The sequence below is a fragment of the Methanocella paludicola SANAE genome (genome assembly GCF_000011005.1).
GTDB classification, from domain to species: Archaea; Halobacteriota; Methanocellia; order Methanocellales; family Methanocellaceae; genus Methanocella; species Methanocella paludicola.
In genome coordinates this window covers 737,337-762,493 of the sequence record NC_013665.1, presented here as the reverse complement: position 1 = coordinate 762,493, position 25,157 = coordinate 737,337, and the positions used below count along the sequence as shown (strand labels likewise).

At 49.4% G+C, this 25,157-nt stretch carries 17 protein-coding genes; 2 read left to right on the top strand and 15 right to left on the bottom strand.

Annotated elements, in window-relative coordinates:
• Positions 1–15 precede the first annotated feature (15 nt).
• Positions 16–1,494, bottom strand: coding sequence for a nucleotide sugar dehydrogenase (locus MCP_RS03990; RefSeq protein WP_012899528.1), 1,479 nt, complete (start codon positions 1,492–1,494; stop codon positions 16–18).
• Positions 1,495–2,078: 584 nt separating this feature from the next.
• On the opposite strand from MCP_RS03990, the gene MCP_RS15295 reads away from it, so the two are divergent.
• Positions 2,079–6,023 (top strand): LamG-like jellyroll fold domain-containing protein, encoded by a 3,945-nt coding sequence (locus MCP_RS15295; RefSeq protein ID WP_158301438.1) that lies wholly within the window; start codon positions 2,079–2,081, stop codon positions 6,021–6,023.
• A gap of 103 nt (positions 6,024–6,126) precedes the next feature.
• Here the strand turns inward: MCP_RS15295 and MCP_RS03965 are convergent, their stop codons facing one another.
• Both MCP_RS03965 and MCP_RS03960 read right to left on the bottom strand, forming a co-directional pair.
• Positions 6,127–7,287, bottom strand: coding sequence for a DegT/DnrJ/EryC1/StrS family aminotransferase (locus MCP_RS03965; RefSeq protein WP_128567259.1), 1,161 nt, complete (start codon positions 7,285–7,287; stop codon positions 6,127–6,129).
• Positions 7,288–7,292: 5 nt separating this feature from the next.
• Entirely contained in the window at positions 7,293–8,258 is a 966-nt protein-coding gene (locus tag MCP_RS03960; RefSeq protein WP_012899525.1) for a dTDP-glucose 4,6-dehydratase, read from the bottom strand.
• Between the two features lie 391 nt (positions 8,259–8,649).
• Here MCP_RS03960 and MCP_RS15930 point away from each other — a divergent pair, with 391 nt between their 5' ends.
• On the top strand, positions 8,650–13,755 hold the full coding sequence (locus MCP_RS15930) for a LamG-like jellyroll fold domain-containing protein (RefSeq protein WP_012899524.1): 5,106 nt from the start codon (positions 8,650–8,652) through the stop codon (positions 13,753–13,755).
• A gap of 387 nt (positions 13,756–14,142) precedes the next feature.
• On the opposite strand, the gene MCP_RS03920 is transcribed toward MCP_RS15930, so the two are convergent.
• The 12 genes from MCP_RS03920 to MCP_RS03865 form a co-directional block, all read right to left on the bottom strand.
• The gene (locus tag MCP_RS03920; protein WP_012899523.1) at positions 14,143–15,222 is read right to left on the bottom strand and encodes a glycosyltransferase family 4 protein; all 1,080 of its coding nucleotides are present in this window, start codon (positions 15,220–15,222) and stop codon (positions 14,143–14,145) included.
• Between the two features lie 10 nt (positions 15,223–15,232).
• Entirely contained in the window at positions 15,233–16,249 is a 1,017-nt protein-coding gene (locus tag MCP_RS03915) for a GNAT family N-acetyltransferase (RefSeq protein WP_012899522.1), read from the bottom strand.
• The gene (locus tag MCP_RS03910; RefSeq protein WP_012899521.1) at positions 16,239–17,285 is read right to left on the bottom strand and encodes a polysaccharide deacetylase family protein; all 1,047 of its coding nucleotides are present in this window, start codon (positions 17,283–17,285) and stop codon (positions 16,239–16,241) included. The genes MCP_RS03915 and MCP_RS03910 overlap by 11 nt, the downstream gene beginning before the upstream one ends.
• A gap of 12 nt (positions 17,286–17,297) precedes the next feature.
• A complete protein-coding gene (locus tag MCP_RS03905) occupies positions 17,298–18,440 on the bottom strand; it encodes a DUF354 domain-containing protein (protein ID WP_012899520.1) in 1,143 nt (380 codons plus the stop codon).
• Positions 18,441–18,485: 45 nt separating this feature from the next.
• Positions 18,486–19,256: a hypothetical protein gene (locus MCP_RS03900; protein WP_012899519.1), complete on the bottom strand. Its 771-nt coding sequence runs from the start codon at positions 19,254–19,256 to the stop codon at positions 18,486–18,488.
• Between the two features lie 4 nt (positions 19,257–19,260).
• Complete coding sequence (locus MCP_RS03895; protein WP_012899518.1) at positions 19,261–20,760, bottom strand: glycosyltransferase family 2 protein; 1,500 nt, start codon at positions 20,758–20,760, stop codon at positions 19,261–19,263.
• Between the two features lie 71 nt (positions 20,761–20,831).
• Positions 20,832–21,788, bottom strand: a complete 957-nt coding sequence (locus MCP_RS03890) for a UDP-N-acetylglucosamine 3-dehydrogenase (RefSeq protein ID WP_012899517.1) — start codon at positions 21,786–21,788, stop codon at positions 20,832–20,834.
• A 22-nt stretch (positions 21,789–21,810) separates the two neighbouring features.
• Complete coding sequence (locus tag MCP_RS03885; RefSeq protein WP_012899516.1) at positions 21,811–22,902, bottom strand: DegT/DnrJ/EryC1/StrS family aminotransferase; 1,092 nt, start codon at positions 22,900–22,902, stop codon at positions 21,811–21,813.
• 1 nt (position 22,903) lies between these two features.
• Positions 22,904–23,494, bottom strand: coding sequence for an acyltransferase (locus tag MCP_RS03880; RefSeq protein WP_197525927.1), 591 nt, complete (start codon positions 23,492–23,494; stop codon positions 22,904–22,906).
• 470 nt (positions 23,495–23,964) lie between these two features.
• A complete protein-coding gene (locus tag MCP_RS16225) occupies positions 23,965–24,177 on the bottom strand; it encodes a TolB family protein (protein ID WP_128567015.1) in 213 nt (70 codons plus the stop codon).
• A gap of 17 nt (positions 24,178–24,194) precedes the next feature.
• Positions 24,195–24,584: a TolB family protein gene (locus MCP_RS03870; RefSeq protein ID WP_128567014.1), complete on the bottom strand. Its 390-nt coding sequence runs from the start codon at positions 24,582–24,584 to the stop codon at positions 24,195–24,197.
• A gap of 227 nt (positions 24,585–24,811) precedes the next feature.
• Complete coding sequence (locus tag MCP_RS03865) at positions 24,812–25,141, bottom strand: CPBP family intramembrane glutamic endopeptidase (RefSeq protein WP_012899512.1); 330 nt, start codon at positions 25,139–25,141, stop codon at positions 24,812–24,814.
• Between the last annotated feature and the right edge of the window lie 16 nt (positions 25,142–25,157).

The window sequence follows — 25,157 nt, the reverse complement described above, 5'->3', positions numbered from 1 at the left end:
GGTGATAATAAGGCCTTATGGCCCAGCATGGTGTCCCACAGCTATACATTCTAGCGGGTTCAATGGCCTGATCGGGTGCATGTTCTTGTCTCCCCGGCCGATACCCTTGTAAATAAACCCGCTGTCGATGAACTCGTCGGGGCTCACCACGTTCCGCCCATCAATGATAACCGGCTGTTCACTTCCCGCCAGTTCCTTGACCGTAAGTGCATTTAGCTTAAAGTACTCGTCATGCCCGGTCATGATGGCGATAGCATCGGAATTTCGCAGGACGGATAACGGGTCTTGCAATATGGCAACGCCTGGGTAATTTTCAACATGCGGATCATGGACTTTTACGTTGGCCCCTGCCTTTAATAATAGGTCATGATAAGCCTCGGACGGCGTATTCCTCGCATCGTCCGAATTGTTAAGGAACGCCCACCCCAGTATGGCCACGTTGGCCCCTTCCGGCTTTTTACCGGCCCTCTTCAGCCCCTGGACCGTGAGGTTGAACATATGCCGGGGCATGAAGTCGTTAATATTCCGCGCGACCACGAAGATCGAGCTATTATTATCCGGAAGGTCGGGCTTCAAGGGGGACATCTTGACGCCCCTTTCGAGGTGGTAGGTGTCCTTGGTCAGGCAATGTCCCCCGACGCCGGCGCCGGGGTAAAGTAAGGCACGAGTGATGCCTTCGCCCTTAAGGCTGTCGACGCCCGCCTTCACGTCATAGACGTTGATGCCCATGGCTTCGCAGTATAGCGCTAATTCGTTGATGGCCGCGATCTGTAAGTCCCGTAGAGCATTTTCTGCGGTCTTCGTTACTTCCGCAGCGCGGGTGGACATGGGGATCGCCTTCCCTTTTGTTAAGATGGGTGAATACAGCTCTTTTGCCCTTTGGGTACTGACGTCATCGATGCCCCCCACTATACGGTCATGCTCCTGGATATTCTGGATCAGCCGGCCGACCATAACACGCTCGGGCGCGTGGGCCAGGGCAAAGTCCTCGCCCGCGGTCAAGCCGGATTCTTCTTCCAGAATTTGTTTTGCTATACCGTCCGTCGTGCCGGGAGTGACCGTCGATTCAAGTACGACCAGCGAGCCTTCTGTGATATGTTTCCCGACGGATCGCAGCCCCTCCAGGAGCGGACGAAAATCCGGTTCCAGGTCATCCTTGTTCAAGAACGGTGTCTGTATCGAGATGGTCACTGCATCAGTTTTCGAGATATTCGAGAAATCGGACGTGCATGCAAATTTACCTGCGTTAGCGACCCTGGCCAGCAGGCTATCGAGCATCGGCTCTTTACCCTTAAGAGGGCTTATACCCCGGTTCAAAAGATCGATCTTATACCCGGATGATGGCGAGTTACGCTGAAATCCCCAAACGAAATCGTAAGCACACGAATCGGCAAATAAGGCGGCCGCAGGTATTCCTACGTAGCCCATACCGACAACCCCAATCTTTTTTATTGCTCCTTTTTTACTAAGAATTGCCTTTAGTCGCTCGCTCATGATATGCTACCTATTGTTGTGTACGCTAAATTATATAATATTATTACTAACAATATGTATTGTATACAATTCATTAAATAATTTTCTATTGGTATCCATGTTGAAGCCTAACAAACGCATACTTTTATGGAAGCCTCGCTAGCTAACAATATTTAATAAAAATATAAATAAAAATTGTATTTTTTTATCAGTATAGCTCCCATATCTAATGATATTTACTAACTGGTCAACAAAAAATATTTAATTAATTAAGGTATTCCATAATTATCGCTTATAATTAGCTAGTAAGCACAAATTAATTAGAATATATCGATTTAAACACAAACGGACGGTATATTATGAATAGAAAAACGACCCTAATCTTAATCCTTCCAGTTGCCGCATTAATGATCGGACTTGCATTAATCTCTCCTTCGCTCGCGGCCAGCTATTCGCCCGGTATCGCGGATAATTCCGCTAATTCTTCTGGAAATATTTCGATAGCACAGTCTACCCATCCTTTTTTATTGTTCCACGATATAAGCCAGACGCCGGGCTATCAGCATAGCTCCTCGTCCCCATGGAGCGGATGGAAAAGTAACATCATGAGCTCGGCTAACACGGCGCTATCAAAGGATTTCACCGATCCGAGCTGGGGTACTTCAGGCACATACGATGACGGCTGGATATCGGCGAGAGGACAATACGCCATGAATCTGGCCTTTGCCTACCAGATAACAAAGGACTCAAAATATTCGACAAAGGCAAAAGAAGCGCTTTTAAACCTGGATATTGCGCGAAAGCCTTCCAACACAGTATATATGAGTCCCGAAGGATTCCAGGCAATTGGCCTCTATAGTTACTGCCTTGCTTACGATTGGATACAACCGACTCTAGATTCCTCGAGCGATACGCTGATCAGGGATAAATTAGCCCGGCTGGCGGACACCGTCTATACGAATTTAAACTCGGCTACGGTGAACCCCAATTATGATTACAAGAATTATATATATTATTTTGACTTCATGGGGCAAGCTTATCCTGACCTGGGTATTGCGGGCGTGACACTCAACGATTATACAAACCCTAACCACCTGTCCTTCTCATCGACGCCCGCAGACTGGATAAAGGTGGGCACTGACTACTTCTTCGTAAACGACAAGCTTCACAACTTTAACAGGTCTATGATAAGCTTCGGGTGCGATAACTCTGGACAGGACCTCTTCGGAGATTATAAGACCTATTATACCGACGACCTTGTTTTATGGGCACAGGTATACAGCTTCTATTATGGCAAGAATATGTTCGACGTGTATCCCATAGCCAAGCAAGCATTGACCTCCGAGATATGGAACTCCTTACCGAACCAATACAGTAGTAATTTTGTTACCGACGGGAATATTAAGTACTCTTACCAGCGGGGGATCGCTAACCTGCTAGATAGTGATAACAGGTCTTATGCCCTGAACCACGATAATATCATAGATAGCTCGAACTTGCTACCATATTCGGGGAGTATGTCACACATCTACTATACGTCCATGCTGCCCTCCGCTCTCCTGTATACCGTTTACGGGGACTATTCCTCCACGCCGATGAAATTCCCGCCATGGACGAGCCGTTTAGACGCTAATTCGCAGTTACAGGTGTTCAGAGGCAGCTGGAATACGGATAGTGACTGGCTGTCTTTTACTACATGGGACGTTTTCGCCGGAGCGAACAGGGATATGGCCCATAATGACCAGCTAAGCTTAGAGTACTATGGTCACGGGGACCTGTTGCTCGCTGATGGCGGCGAAGACAAGAACGTATTGGACGCGTACTATGGCCAATACGAAGTACACCATAATACGATCGCCATAGAGGACCCGAGAACCCCCTTCGCCCCATCTTCATGGGCGGATAGCACGGCCAGGGGCATATTCAAGGGATACTACTACCTGCGCACGCCCGCCGTCATTAATAGCCTGGCAAATACGTCGTGGATGGAGATCGCCGATGCAAAAGCTACAATAAACGACGTTAATACGCACGAGAGCGACGGCTCGAGCGATAGTAAGACCATATCATCACCGATCCAGTATGACCGTTCTATCCTATACCCGGAAAAGGATTACTTCATCGTGGTAGACCGGATGGAAGGCAGCCAGGCTTGGTGCTACCGGAATATCTTCCGGCCTACGAGCCTGAACATCGTGCCGTCCACGGGGATTTCCGAGAGCCAGGTAGGCCACGTAATCGGCGACCTTACAGTAGGTAATACCTCCTATAACTGGCTATCCCAGCCCTATAAAGTAGAGAAAACGACTGGAGTAACCACGAATTCCATCAAATGGAATACGACGAACCCATATGGTAATAAAGTCAACCTGCAGGTGTTCACCGTACCCTCCAGCGAAGTGCTGGTGACGAAACACGTAGGTCGGATCGCCGGCTACGACGTGCAATCCGAGGTCTTCTCGCCGGTGGTCTACTTCAGGTCACCGCCGACCAACAACATGTACAGGGCTACCGTGCTCCTCCCGAAATACTCGAGTGAATCCCAGAGATCACCACAAGTATTGAGCGTAAGCGGAACGGGCAACGCGCTGACGGTGACATCCCCGACCTATGTAGATTATATTTACACCGGCAAGGGCGTTTCTTCCTTCGCGTCTTACTCGACGGATGCCAATACGGTTTTCGTCAGAAGCAGCGGCCAGCCTGTAGAATATACCCTGATGGGCGGCAGGTACCTCAACTATTCGAATGTCCCGCTGGTGACCGTGTCTTCCATGGTGGACTACCTGACGCTGAAGAAACAGGGTAATGGCCTTACGTTTAGCGTAAAAGGTACCGGTAATATAACCATTACTTTGAGCCAGATAAACCCGGTAAGTGGCTATACGGTCACAAGGGATGGGACGCCATATACGAATTGGGCAATATCCGGTAACACGATGACAATTACCACCGGATCCAGCGAGCATAGGTTTGATATAGTACCTTCCGGGACATCAACCCCTACTCCTACGTCTACACCTACGCCATCCATTACTCCCACGCCCACGGCTACGCCGACGATTACTCCGACTGCCACGCCAACGCCTACTCCTACGGCAATGCCTACTATAACGCCTACGCCGAAACCATCCGCAACACCGACGCCGACGCCTGGCTCGGGCATTGTTAAGAATGGTCTGACGCTATGGTATGATATGAATGATACCGGTGGTACGTTGACGGATTTGAGCGGTAACGGGAATAATGGCGTTGCGAACGCTTCCACCTACGCCAAGCTTCCGAGCGGCGCCGGCTCAAGGAACTTCAACGGCGCCAGCAGCTACATCCAGTGCCACGATTCGCCGGGCCTTAACCCGGCGGCCAACGGCATGACCATAGAGGTACTGTTCAACCCGCGCAACTTCACATCCACCCAATCACTGGCGAGTAAAGGCTATTCAACGAACACGGGGCAGGGCTACAACATGCGGCTGAACAGCGATAAAACACTGGACTTCTTCATGTACAACGGAAACCAGAACATGGCCTACGTCAAGTGCGATCCCGGCCTCATGGCCGGTAAATGGTATATGGCCACGGCCACATACGATGGAAGCACGATAAGCCTGTACGTCAACGGCGTGAAATACACAAGCACCCCATGCACCGGAACATCCCCATCCGCCATCGACTTAACAATAGGCAGGTACAGCCCCTACGCCGCATGGCCATTCAACGGAAGCATAGCCACCGTAAGAATATACGACCGCGGACTAACCAGCCAAGAAATAACCGACAACTACAACACAGACACCTGGAGGACAACCACCTCACCCACCCCCACGCCAACGCCAACACCAACAGTGGCGCCGACAATAACTCCGACTGCCACACCAACGCCGACACCCACCCCGAAACCATCGATAACGCCGACACCCACCCCGAAACCATCGATAACGCCAACGTCAACTGCCACACCAACGGCGACACCCACCCCGAAACCATCCATAACGCCGACACCCACCCCGAAACCATCGATAACGCCAACGTCAACTGCCACACCAACGGCGACACCCACCCCGAAACCATCCATAACGCCGACACCCACCCCGAAACCTTCCGTAACGCCAACGCCGATACCAAGGCAGCTGCCCGGGCTCGCCGCGACGTACATTGGCGACTCGATACCGTCGACGATGGTCGGCGGGAGGCAATACACGGTATCGATAATAATGAAAAACACCGGCAACGTGTCGTGGAGCACCAATGGCGGCATATGGCTGAGCGCGGATAATACCAGCGATGCCGCCCAGTTCGGAAGTACGCACGTCAACATGGCCCCCGGGGTCACTGTAGCCCCCGGAGGAACCTATACATGGCGTGTCCACATTAAGGCCCCCAATGCCGCGGGCTCATATACGCTCAAGTACCGCACTGCCCAGGGAACATACGGAACGTTCGGCGATACCGTGAGTAAGAATGTCGTCGTGTACAAGCCATATGGCCGGTCAAAACTGTTCGACCCCGGGAGCTGGATCGATTTCATAAACGGCCTGCTCAACGGGTAAAGCTTAAGCAATTAAAGGCCTGTCAGGCTTGCTCCGGACCAGTCGAACAATCCGGGGATTATGAGCCCGATAGGCCTTACCTTCTTTTATCAATTAAAAAAAGTTAGCGATTTTCTCGGACGATGCCCGTCACGGCGTCGACCACGCGGTCAATATCCTCCGGCCGCATCTTGGGGTAAAGCGGCAGGGATACCATGCGCTCGTACATATGTTCGGCGACCGGATAGGCGCCCTTTTTGTAGCCATATCGTTCCTGATAATACGGGTGCAAATGAACGGGAATGAAATGGACGCTCGTTCCAATATTCCTCTTCGTGAGTTCCTCGATAAGCCGGTCCCGCCCAATCCGGATCTGGTTTCCGTCCAGCTGAATGACGTAGAGGTGCCAGGAATGGCGGTTCCCGGGGATCTCCTTTGGCGTTATGATCCCGGGCACGCCGGCGAATGCTTCGTTATATCGCTTCGCATAAGCCTCCCGGGCTTTTTGCATATGCTCAAGCTTTTTCAGCTGCTGGATACCCAGCGACGCCTGGATATCCGTCATATTATACTTGAATCCGGGGTAGAGTATCTCATAGTACCATGAGCCGTTCTTATCATACCGGTTCCAGGCGTTCTTGCTCATCCCGTGCAGGCTGATGACCCGGGCCTTCTCAGCGATGGAGTCATCGTTGGTCGTGAGCATTCCGCCCTCTCCCGTGCAGAGATTCTTTGTGGCGTAAAAGCTGAAGGACGTGGCATCGCCAATGCCACCGATCATCCGGCCTTTATATGTCGTATAAATGGCATGAGCGGCATCCTCGGATACGAAGAGTCCGTACTTCCTGGCGATGCCTATGATCCGGTCCATATCGCAAGCCTGCCCGGCATAATGGACTGGCACGATGGCCTTTGTTTTATTCGTTATCTTCTCCTCGATACCGGACGGGTCGATATTACCGGTTTCAGCGTCGACGTCTACGAATACTGGTTTAGCGCCGCAATGTATGATGGTATTAGCCGTCGCCGCAAAGGTCAGGGGCGAAGTGATCACCTCATCCCCGGGCCCGATACCCCTGGCAATCAGGGCAACGTGCAGGGCGGCCGTACACGAGTTCATGGCGATGGCATGGCTTGCGCCGACGTAGTCGGCGAACTGCCTCTCGAACTCAGCTGTCTTCGGGCCGCGGGATAGCCAGCTTGATCTGAGAGTATCAGTAACCTCGTTTATCTCATCTTCGGCTATTAAAGGGGAAGAGTATGGTAAAAATTCGCTTCGGAGCATATGGATCACGTCGGCTTGCTCCATTCCTCGCACTTATAGTTGGCATACCAGTCCAGGTATTTTCCCAGGCCCATTTCGATCGAGTAGTGGGGCTTCCAGCCCAGCACAGATTTTGCCCTTGAAATGTCCGCGATGAGCCGCACGACCTCGCCGGGCCGGGGCTCGACGCAAACGGGCTTGATCTGGCCCTCCTTACCGCACATCTTTATGATTAACCTGGCCAAGTCGAGGATCTTGATTTCGTTGCCCGTCCCGAAGTTCATCGGCTGGCCCATTCTACCCTCGTGGTGCAGGATGAGGTCATAGGCTTCGACGATGTCCTCGACATACGTATAATCCCTCGTCTGCTCCCCGTCTCCAAAGATAATCGGGGGCATATTGTTCAGCACCCGCTTCGTAAATATCGAGATAGCGCCCCCGTATCCCGTATCTTTCTGCCTCGGTCCATAGAGGTTGAAGGGTCGCATGATGCAAATGTTCATGCCATAGGTGTTAATGTATGAGAAGCAGAGTCGATCCGCCGCGATTTTGCTTGCCCCGTAGGGGTGTGGGGCATTGAGGGGATGGTCTTCGTCCATCGGCGCGTACTGCGTCGAGCCGTATACTTCGCTGGTGGACGCGTGGATGACCTTCTGGACGTCGTACATCCGGGCCGCCTCGAGGACGTTCTGAGTGCCGATGACGTTGATATCATAGGTCAATTTAGGTTCGACCACGGACCGGTCGACGTGAATCTGGGCGGCAAGGTGAAACACCACGTCCACGTCCCGCATGATTTTCTCGAGCAGGTCAAAGTTCCTGATATCTCCGTTGATAAGCTTAAAGTTCCTGTGGCCGATCAGGTGCCTAATATTGGTCAAGCTGCCGTTCATGAAATTATCGAGGCAGATGACTTTGTCGCCGTTTAAAGTGTATTTATCACAAAGGTGACTCCCGACGAATCCGGCACCACCGGTAATCAATATATTCATAATAATATATACATAACCAAACGCTTATATAACTTTCTACATATTAATAAAATTAAAAAACATAATCAATAAAAAAGTTTTTTTATATTAATTTATATGATAAAATCGATAAGCTGAGGGTGCATATCTAAAGGTATTACTATTATTGTATATGCTGGACATTTTATCTATAGTGATAGCCTCACTTGAATTGGCCTTTCCAGCCTTTTTATGTTGTTCGTGTCTAATCCTTAATGCCCAATTTAACCCTTGTATACGATTTGTTGTTAAAAAGCGCAACTACCATTTGCATAAACATAATAAAGCAATATAAAATTATTTGTATATTAGCAAATACATGAAAATTTAACGAATAAATCAGAGTAGTCTAAATAAAGGAGGGTTTCTAAGTATGAGGTGGGATTCCAGGACAAATATACGGTTAGTGATAGGTGTCCTCAACATTGATGAATTAGGTGAGAGATTTTGTTCCAATATAAATCAACGAGAAAAAATTATAAAAATATTAACAGTTTTAGCTATAGCGATTTTTATCGGGCAGATATTTTCATTACCCACTCTGGCCGATTCCAGTCCATCGATTACCCCAACGCCTACAATAACCTCGGCGCTGACCCCATCTCCTTCAAATAACGCAGGAATTGCTATCACATTCGATGATTCGTCGGTGGACGCCTGGTATGGCATCCGGGACCTGCTGAATCGGTACAACGCCAAAGCGACCTTCTTTGTCACAGAATTCGACCAGCTGAGCGATAGCCAGATCAATGAGCTCAAAGCACTACAGAGTGATGGGAACGAGATCGCTTGCCATGGGTATCGTCACGTGAGCGTCACGGACTATCTAAATGCAGGGCACACCATGGACGACTACATCCGCACTGAGATTCAACCAGCTATCGCCGCTATGCAGGCTAAAGGGTTTACTCCTATCGACTTTGCATATCCGTTCGGCGATCGTAACAGTGTCTCCGATGCAGCCCTCCTCAACGTCTTCACACATCTGAGGGGAACCACATATACGGGTGGGGGCATTACCGTACCAACCCTGGACCAGGCATATTTCAAGTTCAATGGTGAGAGGGTTGTCTGGGGAGTCGGCATGGACAATAACTTTGGCAATCCTTTAAATGACTTCCAGAAAGGTCTGGATAGGGCAAAGGCGAATGATCAGGTGCTTGTGACCTATTCGCATATACCCGGAACATCCACGACGGACGACTACGTTACCCCGGTCTCCAAACTGGAAGCTATACTCAAGTACGCGTCGGACAATGGCATGACGTTCTACAGGATAAGCGACCTGCCTGGATCGACCCCCACACCTACACCTACACCCACACCCACACCCACACCCACACCCACACCTACGCCTACTCCTTCTCCGGGTCCGGGTATTGTTAAGGATGGGCTAGAGTTATGGTATGATATGAACGATACCGGCAGCACTCTGACGGATTTGAGCGGTAACGGGAATGTTGGCGTTGTGAACGGTGCAACTTATGTCATGCTTCCGAGCGGTGCCGGCTCGAGGAGCTTCAACGGTGCCACCAGCTACATCCAGTGCCATGATTCGCCGGGCCTTAACCCGACTAGCGGCATGACCATAGAAGTACTATTCAGTCCCCGTAACTTTATGTCTACCCAATCGTTAGCGAGTAAGGGTTATTCGACGAACACGGGGCAGGGATATAATATGCGGCTGAACAGCGATAAGACACTGGACTTCTTCATGTACGACGGCAACCAGAACATGGCCTACATTAAGTGCAACCCCGGGCTTACGGCCGATAAATGGTACATGGCCACCGCGGTGTACGATGGAAGCACGATAAGCCTGTACGTCAATGGCGTGAAATACACAAGTAGTACATGCAACGGGGCTTCACCATCTAGCGTTGATCTGACAATAGGCAGGTATAGCCCATCGGCAGCATGGCCTTATAATGGGAGCATAGCCACCGTGAGAGCCTATAACCGCGGACTGACCAGCCAGGAAGTAGCCAGCAACTATAACGCGGACGCCTGGAGAACTGCTATTTCGCCCTCCCCAACGCCGACGCCGACACCTACAACAACACCTACACCTACGCCAACGCCTACAACAACACCTACACCTACACCTACTCCTACACCAACGCCAACCGTTACACCTACACCTGATATAGCCCACGAAAAATTATATTACATGTTCGTAAATGATTCTGGAAATACTATCGTCGATAGTTACAATATTCACAACGGCACGAACCACGGCACTACAGTATCAACTATTCCATATCCCACCGGTGGAGCACAGCGTTATTTCAATGGTTCTACTTATATTGATAGTAATATGGTCACTACCAGCAATAGTTTCACGTTAAGGGTATGGATGAACGATAGCAACCTTTCACTCGGATATAAACAAATGGTTGCCGGAAGCTGGTATGACGGTGGCAGCTACGGCGGGGAAAAAGGATTTGGAATATTCACCTATTCAAGCCAAGTCTACGCGGTAATGGGTAACGCTGATAAGGAAGGGGTTTATTTAAAAACTGATCTACCGTCTAATATGTGGTTTGATGTGGCGATAACGTATAATGCGTCCACGAAAGAATTTATTATGTACATAAATGGTGTGCGTTTTAAAAATATTACGACTAATGGGTATACGCCATATTTCAGCAACTTGACTATAGGCACATATTCGCCCGGCTCATATCAATATGTGGGCTATATGGGTTCTGTGCTAATAGATGATACGGCATACACGCCTGAAGCAATACTGGCCGATTATAATGCCACGAAATCACAGTATAATCTAGCGCCCGGACATACTGAAGAAGGCGGGGTAGCATTTACCTTCGATGATGCCTACGTGGAAGACTGGTACACAATAGTTGCGCCATTATTCGCCGCCCATAATGCTAATGCAACATTCTATTTGAGCAGGCCTCAATTAGTGACTGAGCAACAAAAAACAATGCTATTAGAATTATATACAGCAGGGCATGAGATAGGCTCACATAGCGCACATCATACTAATGCGGTGGATTATGTTACATCGTACGGCGAGCAGGCGTATTTAAATTATGATATAAGCCCGGCAATGGCGAGTATATACGCTATTGGCATACCTACCCCAATGGATTTCGCTTACCCGGGCGGTTATAATAATGCTCAAACCGATGCATTGCTATTAAAAGATCAATTCACCAGCATAAGAACATCCGATACGTTACTAGGCGGCTCATACCCGATTTATTACACCTGGGATAACCGGCGATTACATTACGTATACGATGTGGACAACCTGGCCGATTATAGCACCATATACCCTTTAATGGACTGGGCTAAAGAAAACCATGTCGTGCTCATGCTATTAATCCACGATATATCCGACATACCCGGCCCCTATAAGACCAGCGTTAGCAATCTCACCGCATTAGTGGAATATGCGGATAACATCGGCTTAAAATTCTATCGCGTTAACGAATTGGTAGACCCGTATTTCACCGTTGGAATAACCAATACTACGTACAAGGCGAAAGAGGGCGATAATGTAACGATTAACATGAAAATGAGCCACGCCTACGGGTACCCAATAAGCGTTAATGTGACATCGGTTGATGGTACTGGACACGCTATTACGGATTATACTCCTATTAATGAGGTAATTACTATTCCTGCCGGTGGGACTTCGGCTAATTGCGTTGTTCACCTGAAAGACGACGGAGAGAACACGGGTGATAAAAACTTTACAATAAGGCTAGAATCTGGCGTAAATGTAACTATCAATCCTTTAATGGACGAGGCAACGATAACGATCCTGGAAAGCGGAAACACGACTCCGACTCCTACACCTACTCCGACTCCTACACCTACTCCGACCCCTACTCCGACCCCTACACCTACTCCGACCCCTACACCTACTCCGACCCCTACACCTACTCCGACCCCTACACCTACACCTACACCTACTCCTACACCTACGCCAACTCCAACGCCAACTCCAACGCCAACGCCTTCGCCTACTCCTACGCCTACTCCTTCTCCGGGTCCGGGTATTGTTAAGGATGGGCTAGAGTTATGGTATGATATGAACGATACCGGCAGCACTCTGACGGATTTGAGCGGTAACGGGAATGTTGGCGTTGTGAACGGTGCAACTTATGTCATGCTTCCGAGCGGTGCCGGCTCGAGGAGCTTCAACGGTGCCACCAGCTACATCCAGTGCCATGATTCGCCGGGCCTTAACCCGACTAGCGGCATGACCATAGAAGTACTATTCAGTCCCCGTAACTTTATGTCTACCCAATCGTTAGCGAGTAAGGGTTATTCGACGAACACGGGGCAGGGATATAATATGCGGCTGAACAGCGATAAGACACTGGACTTCTTCATGTACGACGGCAACCAGAACATGGCCTACATTAAGTGCAACCCCGGGCTTACGGCCGATAAATGGTACATGGCCACCGCGGTGTACGATGGAAGCACGATAAGCCTGTACGTCAATGGCGTGAAATACACAAGTAGTACATGCAACGGGGCTTCACCATCTAGCGTTGATCTGACAATAGGCAGGTATAGCCCATCGGCAGCATGGCCTTTCAACGGGAGCATAGCCACCGTGAGAGCCTATAACCGCGGACTGACCAGCCAGGAAGTAGCCGACAACTACAACACAGACGCCTGGAGAACTGCTATTTCGCCCTCCCCAACGCCAACTCCAACGCCAACTCCAACGCCAACTCCAACGCCAACTCCAACGCCAACTCCAACGCCAACTCCAACGCCAACTCCAACGCCAACTCCAACGCCAACGCCTTCGCCTACTCCTACGCCTACTCCTTCTCCGGGTCCGGGTATTGTTAAGGATGGGCTAGAGTTATGGTATGATATGAACGATACCGGCAGCACTCTGACGGATTTGAGCGGTAACGGGAATGTTGGCGTTGTGAACGGTGCAACTTATGTCATGCTTCCGAGCGGTGCCGGCTCGAGGAGCTTCAACGGTGCCACCAGCTACATCCAGTGCCATGATTCGCCGGGCCTTAACCCGACTAGCGGCATGACCATAGAAGTACTATTCAGTCCCCGTAACTTTATGTCTACCCAATCGTTAGCGAGTAAGGGTTATTCGACGAACACGGGGCAGGGATATAATATGCGGCTGAACAGCGATAAGACACTGGACTTCTTCATGTACGACGGCAACCAGAACATGGCCTACATTAAGTGCAACCCCGGGCTTACGGCCGATAAATGGTACATGGCCACCGCGGTGTACGATGGAAGCACGATAAGCCTGTACGTCAATGGCGTGAAATACACAAGTAGTACATGCAACGGGGCTTCACCATCTAGCGTTGATCTGACAATAGGCAGGTATAGCCCATCGGCAGCATGGCCTTATAATGGGAGCATAGCCACCGTGAGAGCCTATAACCGCGGACTGACCAGCCAGGAAGTAGCCGACAACTACAACACAGACGCCTGGAGGATAATATAACAAGCCAAATGATCAATAAAAAACGATAAAGATGACTTGGCGCAAACGCAAAGCTTCAAATCGCTTTTTTGTTATTTTTAGTTAAGCATCGCGACATCACCTGATGATAAATAACGATGCACATGGCCCTGAAGTAGAAGTGGGGGGATATGGGGAAATGGTCGTTTTTGGACACTTTTCCTATAATAGTCCCCACATAAAAAAGCCTGATAAGAAGACGGCCAACGCCGACTCAAGTCGCTCGGCAGGGCGATAATCCAATGGTCAAGCTGCCGTTCACGAAGTTATCGAGGCGGATGACTTTGTCGCCGTTAAAGGTGTATTTATCACCCAGGTGACTTCCGACGAATCCGGCACCGCGATAATCAATATATTCATGGTGTATTATCATATAAGCGATTCTTTATAAATATTTTCTATTTTTTTCATTTCTTTAAAGTAATTATATTCATTTACAATGATACTTCTGTTTAGATTTCCGAATTTAGCCCGTAGATTGTCGTTACGGATCAGGTAGATTATCTTTTCCGCGAGCACTTCTGGACTTTTGACGGGGATGACAAAACCGTTCACATTATCCTTGATTAATTTGCTGTTATCCGCCACATCGGTCACGATCACGGGTAGACCGCATGCCATCGCGTCGGTAATACTGACGGCAATGCCCCCATCGCTCAGCGATGGCGACACGAATATATCCGATGAGGCCAGGTATACCGGCAACTCATCGTTCGGGACGTACCCCAAAAAATGTACGTTCGAGGCGACGCCCAGCGAGCTGGCGAGCTCTTTCAACTCATCTCCCGGGCCCCTGCCGAAAAACACGAATTCGGCATCCGGTATGCTTTTTAAAACCAGAGGAACGGACCGTATTAAGGTCTGGACGTCATATGACGGATAAAAATTTCTAGTGCAAATGATCATCGGATGGCCGGCAATACCCAGCTCTTCTTTTAGTTGTTCCCGCTTTTTATCCGGATTGAACCTGCCCGGGTCCGTCCCAAAATAAATCAATCTGATCCTATCCGCATCAACCCCCAGCTTAACGAGCTCATCCCTGACATTTTCACCGTCGCAGTGCACGACCATCGCCTTAGATAGCGCATATTTGATCGGGTATAAAAATATGCCCTTTGTATCTATGAGGATGTCCGAGCCCCATGCCGACATTATGAGGGGCTTATAGCCGAGTAATGCTCCCAATATACCATATTTCGTGATATAGTGAGCATGGATTATATCGGGCTTGATCGAATTAATAATCCGGCTCATCTGGAAGATTTTATACAGAAATGTGAAATATAAAAATTTTCTATTAGTATCGATGAGGTGTAAATTAACTCCATCTATGGGGATGTTAGGCTTTTCCATTGATATAACATGCACTTCGTGCCCCTTCTCGGCAAAACAGCGCACCAGCTTAGGCATGTGTGTAGTTCCGATGTTAGCCAGGTAGCAAATTTTCATTTTGATCCTCTCAATAATCCATATTATGTGGTTTTATCAACATCTTCTTCGTTGCGTATGTCCATTCCGCAAGCCTGCCGATGTTATCCTTCTTATGAATAAAAAAGCACGTATCCAGCGATGGGTTAAATTTTGATTTAAACTGACATAATCGCTTAATATTAGCGCCCTGGTTCATAAATTCCTTAAAGTTATTTTCTTTTGCTTTTTTTATTAGCTCCCATTGCATATACTCATTAACCGGCAAATGAGTAAGCATGTTTACTCCCCCGACCCACAACATGAACCGGTCTTTATATTGATATGTCAAATAGGCGCCCGATATCTCCGAATCAAGGTATATGTAATAGAGTTTTAAGTTATTCGGGAACGCCCTTATTAGCTCTTCCAGATATTCCGCCGAATAGGTAGTATATTTTAAACCCTGCTGCGCATATCGCTTTTTTACCATGTCATAAAATGTATACACGTCTTTCGATTCTTCCACTGAGACCGATCTATTTTCGAAATCCTTTATATTTTTTCTGCAAACCTTGCTTACTCCATCCCATATCGTCTCGACAGGCCTGTCCAGACCTATTATATAGTTATATTCGATCTCCGCATCATAGCCACTCCATTTAAAAGGCCGGATATCGATGTATCTCGGGGGCATAGATATTGAAACATAATTTGGAGATATGGTCGAGATCTCATCGTTAAAACAATCCATAATAGTCGTTAAAGTGTGCTCCTTTTTACTTTGCTTAAGGTCCGTGTATGATGGGGCCAGGGCAAAGCCCATAAAGGGTACTCCAGAACCGGGCGGCGGAGAAAACACGAATTTGAATCCCATATACGACTTAATAAAGATCGGGAAGAGGCTAATAAGCATGTTACCAGTGTATATGGCATATGGATAGAGCCGATAGCCCGAATATTTCTCAATGGTCTTTAAAAAGTCCCACTTATGGAATAAAGTGCCGTAAGGGCTTTCATCGATGAATCTGTCCCAAAGGCTATGGTCATCGACCAGTTCAATATCCATTTTTAACATACCATCCGTAAATTTCCTTTCCGCTTGTCATCCAGGCCCTTTTTTCATAACAATATTTTAATATTTTTATATATAACTTTTTCCATGATTCCCTGAAAGCCGAGCTAAAGGCATAGTTATGCCAGAGCAGTGTCACGATGCCATTGTGTGTTTCCGCCGCATCGATTAGCGCTTTTACGGCCTCCCAGGCTTCGGTGAAAGAGCGGGTTAATTCAAATATCGCCTGGTCCATGACAGCCAGGGGGATCTCCATGATATCGATCTTTTGCCCGGTATTCAAGTTATACGGCCTGAACGGATGGCACATCCCGTTCACGAACCCGATGTTTTTCTTAAACCCCAGGGTCGTGTCATACTTGAATCCGGCCTTTGCCAAAAGTTCCCAAGTATCGGGTATCGAAAAGTTCAGGTAATGGTTCCGGTATCCGAGGACACTTCGCCCGAGTACCTCCTCTATCCGCTTTTTCTCTATTTTTATATCTTCTAGCCTGTTAAACGAATAATACCCGCCGTGTAATCCGACCTCGTCCCCTTTATCGGTTAAGAACCCTAGTTCGCTTTCTAGCTCCCCGATATCATACCTGAACCGGCGGATATCAAGCCCCGTAGCAATGAAATAGAATGAAGAGTTAGCCTCATAAGCCTCTTCGAGCTTTACGATATCGGCAAAATTCCGGTAGGGGCTAAGATCCTTACCCTTAAACTTCCACGACACATGCTTTTTTATTCCCCGGATATCGAGGTTCCGTGCACAATATAGCGAAGAAAGGAGCATATGGGATTGCGGGGGGTAGATGTCATCGATGTCATGGGTTAGGCAAACGGCGAATTTTCTATTCTCCGGGTATTCCATAGTAAAGCTATTATCGACCAGATATTTAGACACGGGAGCGACCAGGCTATTCATGTTATTATTTGGATAGTCCGCACGGCCTAGAACGGGCCGGTCAACATACTCATGCCTTAGCGTAAATAAGTCCCAGAGTAGGCTGTTTTGCTTTAGCTTATCGTATGCTAAGCTCGACATAACATGCCCCAATTAATATTTATGAGTGTTTACTCTGATCTCACCCGGCGGCGATGCTGCTAATGGCCTCCGCATGGCTCCCTGCTTGAACTGGTATTGGACTTCGGGATGGTCTTTCATCTCTTGCAGGCTTTGCGGATAATTCTCTACCAGCCATATCATAAAAGAGGTCACATCGATCTTATCGGCTAACAGCACATCGCTTTTCCTCTTCCACTCGCGCTTCGTCCCCTGGTCTTTCAGTATCTCGACGGCCTTGCCAATGGCCTCATCGCTGTTACGGTAATTAAAGATAAGGCCGTATTTTTGCTCAAGCTGGATAAAGTTATGCAAGTCGTTCTTACCGACGTAAGAGTTACAACGGACAGTGGGAGTCCCCAGGATCGCCGCTTCGGTGGCCATTGTCCCGGAGTCGCATACCAAGAGCCTCGCGTTGTATATGATATCATGAATCTTATTGGGATCGCTCTGTATCCCATATTTTTTTAATTCCTCGGGTAGCGGGTCCTCAGAAGTAATCAGTACGCGGGCATATTTTTCCAGTTCCCTGATCAATTTTTTCTTTTCCTCCAAACCAAGCCCGCTCTTCCCTACGTCATGGAACGCGTTCCATGCCGCAAACCTGAGCACCACATAGTCACCATCGAATGGGACGTTTTTCTCTCCCAGTATGCTTTTATCGGGGTGGTACCAGTTAGGATGGAGATAAGCCAGTTCTTTGTAGCTGTCGATTTTAATGATATTCTCGCCAGCTATCCTAAATCCGGAAAAGCCACATACGCAGCTGGCGAGATGTTTATAAAATGCATAAGTATGCTCATCGTCGTCGAAATTAATCATCGGTTTTTTCATGGCTCGGGATATTTGTGGGGAGCAAATTGACGCGTGAGCTAAAAATATATCCGGTTTAAACTTTCGGGCTGCTGCATAGATCTTGACATCCATGGCAAGCATATTTATTATCTTTTTAGCCATGGATTTCCCGGGAGAACCCAACTTTATATAGCCTAAGCCGTAGCTATCGAGGAGTGTGTATGCCATCTCTTTATCGCTCGCGGAGATCAATAATTCGTGCCCCCTCTTACTCATCTCCCATATGAAATTTTTAAAAAGATGGACCTGTGCTGGGTGACCAATGTTAACCATTATTTTCATGAAACGCTTCACCATTCTCCATATTTTTAGTGGCGACGATTACTGTTATCGCCTCACTGTCATAATGATATTCTTTCCATGATTGACCAGCTTATCCTGCGCATAGCTGAGCGCCCATCCGATATTGTTAAGCGCCCATCGCTCCGGGTGGGCGAGGATATAGAGGCGGTCGACGGACCCCATTCTTATGAGGCGGATGAGGTCATCCGTAGTATTGATGGAGATGTCCTCCCGCTGATGGGGCATACGATCCCGGAACTTATTTTTCCAGCTCCAGTTGCGCCCCGTATCCGAGAAGTAGTAAAGATCGGGGCCTGCGGACAGGTAAGCCTCCCCACGGATGGCATAGTCCTTAAAATCATAATATTTCCAGAGATCGCGATTGTCCTGGCGGGATAACGGCCTTCCATGCATGCAGATGCTCTTCACGTCACAGAGCTCCCGGAACTTTTTCAGGTCGCCCTGGAAGAGCTCGATCGCCCTGGCAGGGTCGCCGTTAGCGTCGCTCAGGACTTCGTAGTGGTAGCCGATCTCGTGGCCCATCCTCGCGATAGACCTGATGATCCGGGGCTTGAACACGCCCCGGACCGACCGGAAATAGTATGTCGCCTTGATGCCATATGCGTGCTCCATGGCCGCGATATCCAGAGCATTGCGGGGATTACGGTCGATGTCATGCCGGACGATTATGAAGCGACGTGGCAGCTCTTCGGCCTGTAAATAATCCTGGAATGTGATGGTTGCATATCCGGACCTGACAATAGCCTCACAGATATCCTCGTATTTTTCCTGTGTGAAGTCGAGATGTGTGACCATTCTATCACCTAAAGCCTTGATCGATGCCTGAGCTGCCGGCACTCCTTTCGGCCTGCCTGTCGAACATCATGGCAAAAAATAAAAACTGCAGGCCCGTGAGCGTGATGATCGCCGCCAGCGGCAGATATCCGGCAGATATGGAAGCCCGAAGTACGGCCTCAACCAGTATCCAGGCGCAAAATAGCAGGCCCAGCGGCAGGAGAAGCATACCCGCCGCGTATAACAGGACGAGGGGATTGGAGTCGAGCACGACGTACTTGGTCTTGAGCCTCCACAGGAAGCCGCGGAATATCATCGGGGCCACTTTCAGGATGAACCGGCTATATCTGATCGAAGACCGCTCCCGGCCATAGCGTGCAGGTATTGCCACGTCGATCGCCCGCATCCCGAACGTGTTCAGCTTGATGAGAAGGTCGTTACAATAGCCATAATAGGTATAGACAGAATCCAGATCCAGTGCCTGGAGCGCCTGCCGAGAGATGACGGTATACCCATTCTGGGGATCGGATATGCGCCAGTACCCTGACGCGATCTTCGTCAGTAATGATAGGAGGTTGTTACCGAAAAGCCTCCATCTACTCATGCCCTCGCTGTATTTTCTACTGATCAGCCGGTTGCCTTTGGTATAATCGGCCTTACCTTCGATAATGGGCAGGAGGAGACGGGGCAGCTGTGCCGGGTCCATCTGGTTATCCCCAGCCATGACCGCCACAAGGTCCATTCCGTCATCAAGCGCCAGCTTATAGCCGGTGACGATGGCCCCGCCGACGCCCTGGTTCTTTTCATGGCGGATGAAAGTGACTCGGGGATCGCCTAGGCGTCGGACGATATTAGGAGTATGATCGGTACTGCAATCGTCGATAACATAGATCCTTTCCACATATTCCGGGATGCCGTTGATGGTCTCCTCGATCAATAGCTCCTCGTTATAGGCGGGGACGACCACGCCTATACTATACTTGCGAAATAACGATCGCAGGTCGTACAGGTCAAGATATTTGACGTTTAGGCCGTCACGCTTTACACGCTTAAGTATATGGCCGAGGATATCCGGATGATTCTCATCCGCCGTTATTGCCCTGAGAATGCCGCACTTACACGCGAGGAACCCGCTGGTGCCAGGCCTTAGCCGGCCGTTTAACAGGTATATGGTTTCATTAATTTGCCCGTGACTGATCGAGGATAGATCGAACGCGACATCATACCCGGATCGGATCTGCTCGACCAGTTCGCCGATCCGTTCAGGATCATGGGCACCATTACCGTATAGGGTTACGAGCGTGTCGTCCGGGTTCTTTAAAATGCGCTCATAAAAGGCCGATAATTGGCTAGTGGTTGACGTGTCAATGACCTCGGCCCCGTGAAACCGGGATATCGCGATGATCGTCTCGTCCTCATAGCCAGCAAGCACATAGACATGCTTCGCAAAGCGCTTCGCGACGGTGAGTATATCCCCGATAGCATAAGGGTCGATCGGGTGGTTGATGATCGCCAGATCTGCCATGGATTTCTCCAGTGAGATATGCACCTTTTCACATGCAAGAACACTTGAAGACATGGGAGTCCCCCGTACTTTTAAACTGAGGCTTTTTCAGCGACACCATCCCCTGGATTACGGGTAAAAATGGAGGATATCTTGATCGCGGTCTTGCTTTTATACGAGGAGATGGAGGCCTTTGCAGTCATGAGCGCGTTCAGCCCGTCTTCGCCGCTTACGATGTTCGCCGCCCGGTCGCCACAGGCTTTGACGAAGCATTCGAGCTCGTTCCGGAGAGGCTCTTTCTTTTCGACCTTGGCCTCTTTGATCCATTCCTTATCGTGTATGACCAGCTTTTGCTGGAGATAATCGCCGTAAGCGACGCCTTCCGTGCCGATGACGGTGAACTGCCTGGTCTTATGGGGGGTAAGCCAGTTCGTTTCGACGACGCCGGCCCGGTCGTTCTCGAACCTCAGGATGATCGATGCGTGGTCTTCGAACAGGTGTATCTTTTTCCCGGCGATCGCGTACACCTCGTACACGGGTGAGTTGTAGAGATAGGAAATGACATCCACGTCATGGACTCCGATGTCGAGGATCACTCCCACGTCACGGATCCGGGGATTATACGGGCCGACGCGTAGAGTAGAAATGGAAACGATATTGCCCAGCTCGCCGCTGTCTATGATCTCCTTGGTCTTCATGACCGCGGGATTAAAACGCTCAATGTGCCCCACCATTAGCCTGATGTCTTCCTGATGGGCTGCACTGATGATGTCGATGGCATTTTCGACCGAGTCCGCAATCGGTTTTTCTATGAGCAGATTGGCGCCGGCATTGATCACATCCAGCCCGACTTTCTTATGGAGGGTGGTCGGCACGACGACGCTCACCGCATCCAGGTCCTGCTTGAGGAGCTCCTGGTAATCCGAAAAACCCTCGATACCATATTGCTTTAAGAGCGCGCTGAGGCGCTTCTCGTCAACGTCCGCGATACCTACCAGGTCTACGCCATTCATCTGGCTATACGTGCGGATATGATTCTGGCCCATCATGCCCGCGCCGATGACACCGACTCTAATGTGAAAGCCCCCTTATCGTATCCGTGATGAGATTGATGTCTTCGAAAGTGACCGAGGGATGCACTGGCAGGGAGATAACCTCCTTTGCCATCCGCTCGGCAATGGGATGAGAATCGTTGAACCCGAGCTGCTTATAGTACTGCTGGAGGTGGATGGGGAGCGGATAATAGATGCCGCTGCCGATCCCCGCACTCCCGAGCCGCCGTATGACCTCATCCCGATCTATGCCGAACGCGTCCGTTATGCGGATTGTGTACTGATGGAAAACGTGCTTATTGCCCCGCCCCACCGTTGGCGTGACCAGGCCCCGGATGCCCGCCAGCTTTTCACTATAGCGGGTCGCGTTCTCGACCCGCTTATCATTGTAGGCATCGATCTTCCGCAGCTGTGCGAGGCCGATGGCAGCGCTGATATCAGTCATGCGCAGGTTGAAGCCGAGCATCTCGTGGAAATACCGAATGCGGGAGCCATGTGATCGCACCATGCGGGCCCGGTCGCTGAACGAGCTGTCCGCCGACGTGACCATCCCGCCCTCGCTCGTGGTCATGTTCTTAGTCGGATAAAAGCTAAAGCAGCCGACGTCAAAGGAGCCGGCCTTTTTGCCGTCGATGGAGGCGCCGTGCGCCTGGCAGGCGTCCTCAATGACCGCGAGGCAGTGATCGGAGGCGATGTCCATAATCGCTTTCATATCGGCCGTCTGGCCGTAGAGATCGACCGGGATGATAGCTTTCGTGCGGTCCGTGATCTTACTCTTGACATCCTCGGGATCGATATTGAAAGTGTCTTCCCGGATATCGGCGAACACTGGTCGGGCGCCTGTATAGAGGATCGCGTTCGCCGTAGCGATAAAGGTAAAAGGTGTGGTAATTACCTCATCACCCGGGCCGAGGCCCTTGGCCTGGAGGGCAACGAGCAGCGCTGCGGTGCCCGAGTTGACGGCGATCGCATGCTCAACGCCGATATACCGCGCGAAAGCTTCCTCGAACTCTTTTACCTTCGGGCCTTCGGCGATCACTCCGGATCGCATGACGTTCACTACGCCATCGATCTCTTCCTGGCCGATCAGCGGCTTAGCAATTGGTATCATATCAGATCAAATTAATTGTCTTCATCTGCGTAGGAAGCTCGGCGATCCTGGCCGGAAAACCGATTGCCAGTTTCCAGGGCGGCACGTCCTTTGTGACCAGCGCCCCGGCTGCCACCATGGCGCCTTCCCCGATCTCGACGCCCGGCAGAATTGTCGAGTTCCCGCCGATCGATGCGCCTTTACGTAAAAGAGGGCCCTTCAGGTCATATTTGAGCCGGATCGGATATTTATCGTTCGTGAGCACCGAGCAGGGGCCCAGGAAGACATTATCCTCGATGACGGTATTGGTCGGGATGTAAACGTTACTCTGGATGCTGACGCTGTTGCCGATGGATACCCTGCCGTCGATGACAGAGTTCGTCCCGACGAGCACGTTATCCCCGATCGTGGTCATTTCCCGGATCACGACGTTGTGGCCAGTCTTGAGCCTCTTGCCGGCCACGACATCACAATACAGGATGGCCCCGGACCGGATGATCGAATCATCCCCGATCGTCGACCCGGCGAACGAGTAGCGGTCAATGGCTATATTCCTGGACCTGGACTCATAGATTATTTGAGCGCTGGGATATCCCAGTGTCACATTGTCCATGATGACACAATTCTTGCCCAGTGAATTCATACCATAGAGCTTACAGGATTCATGAAGGTCAAGGCCCTTCGAATCTTTTATTTTGTATAAATTGTCAGATATCGGGATGCCCCCCACAGGCTAGATTTTAATCAAAACTTCATGACCAGTGTGCTTGCCGTATAATCATATACTAGACGTATTATATATTTACAATAGCTTAAATATTTCGGTATATTAAATGATATATAAAAATATTTTTTATACACTACACTAGCCTAGACACCGGCATGTGCACCTGCGCTAACTGGCCGGGACTAAGCAGCTATGATCCTGTGGCATAAAGGAACTGGGCGGATGGCCAAAATAAAATATATTCCCGATATTGACAAATCCAGCTCGATAAGCGAATATTTAAAAGGGTTATTATGGGTGTGGGGATATACCCCATTTCCACGATGCCCCGGTCTGGCATTATAGCCTGGCCCGGGTTACAGCAGCCTCTTTCCGGCATCGGTAGCGGGTTCGTAATCCCATTTTTGGTTATTTGTGAGATCGGTCTGCTCCGAGCCGTCAGCATTCTTCGCGTAAATATCCCAGTTACATGTAAATGCGATCTTTGTACCGTCCGGAGACCATGAGGGCTCCCAATTCTGGCCATGATTATTAGATATGCACGTTTGCTCCAATCCATCAGCATTCATCACATAAATTTCTGAGTTTAGTGGCCTGGTAGGCCAGTCCTATAGGATACAAAGGCTATTTTCGAACCATCAGGAGACCATGCAGGCATGATATCGGAAGCAGGGTTGTTGGACACATCTATCAGTCCAGAGCCGTCAGCATTCATCACGGAAATGTCAAAACCGTTGTCATGCATATGGCGCTGGAATACGATTTTTTCATTTTGTGTCAGATTGGGGCCAGGAGGAAAACTTCCATCGTCTATAGCGTCTAAGCTTGTTACTGACACGTTATCGTAGTAAATGCCGGGACAGCTAGACTGCCAATAGGTACCCATCTCGATATAGTTGAATGTCGCAAATTCTCCCGATGTAACGATAAGTTGATCATCGATATATCCTTGAACTTGGGTTCCGTCGGCTATCATGGTAAAATTATGCCAACCCGTAGTCCTTGGAATATCCGATACAGTACAGTAACTGGGATACCCGGTCCAGATCAAATACACATAATTCGTATAAGAGTAGTAATTATCAATCCCATTTGCTAGTGCTTTATCGTCGTTAATCCTCAAAATCGGCGTTCGTCACAACCGAGAATTACCATATGCGACTACAAGAAGGTCCGCTATCATGCCTCCCCGGTGGTACGGAGCTATGGCAGGTTTGATATTATTCCCATGAAAATGGGTATGTCGGTCCCTGCGTGGAACAAGACAGGCCCTAACAGACTATCTGTTCTCCGCATTAAATACCCCAGCGCGAGGCCTAATAAAAATGTAATAACGACGAAAGCTAAAGTAAATGATGTGTATGCGATCGCCCCTCTCCCGGCCACCGTATGGCTCAATGAAAAGATCAACGCCTGTAAAACATTAGAAACAATAGGCCCAAATACTGGCTCGTATTTTTTGAGGAAAAGCCCCCTGTATAACAATTCTTCCCTTATTCCATTTAAGATGACGATGACGAGTATTGCGGGCATCCAGGGGATCACTCTA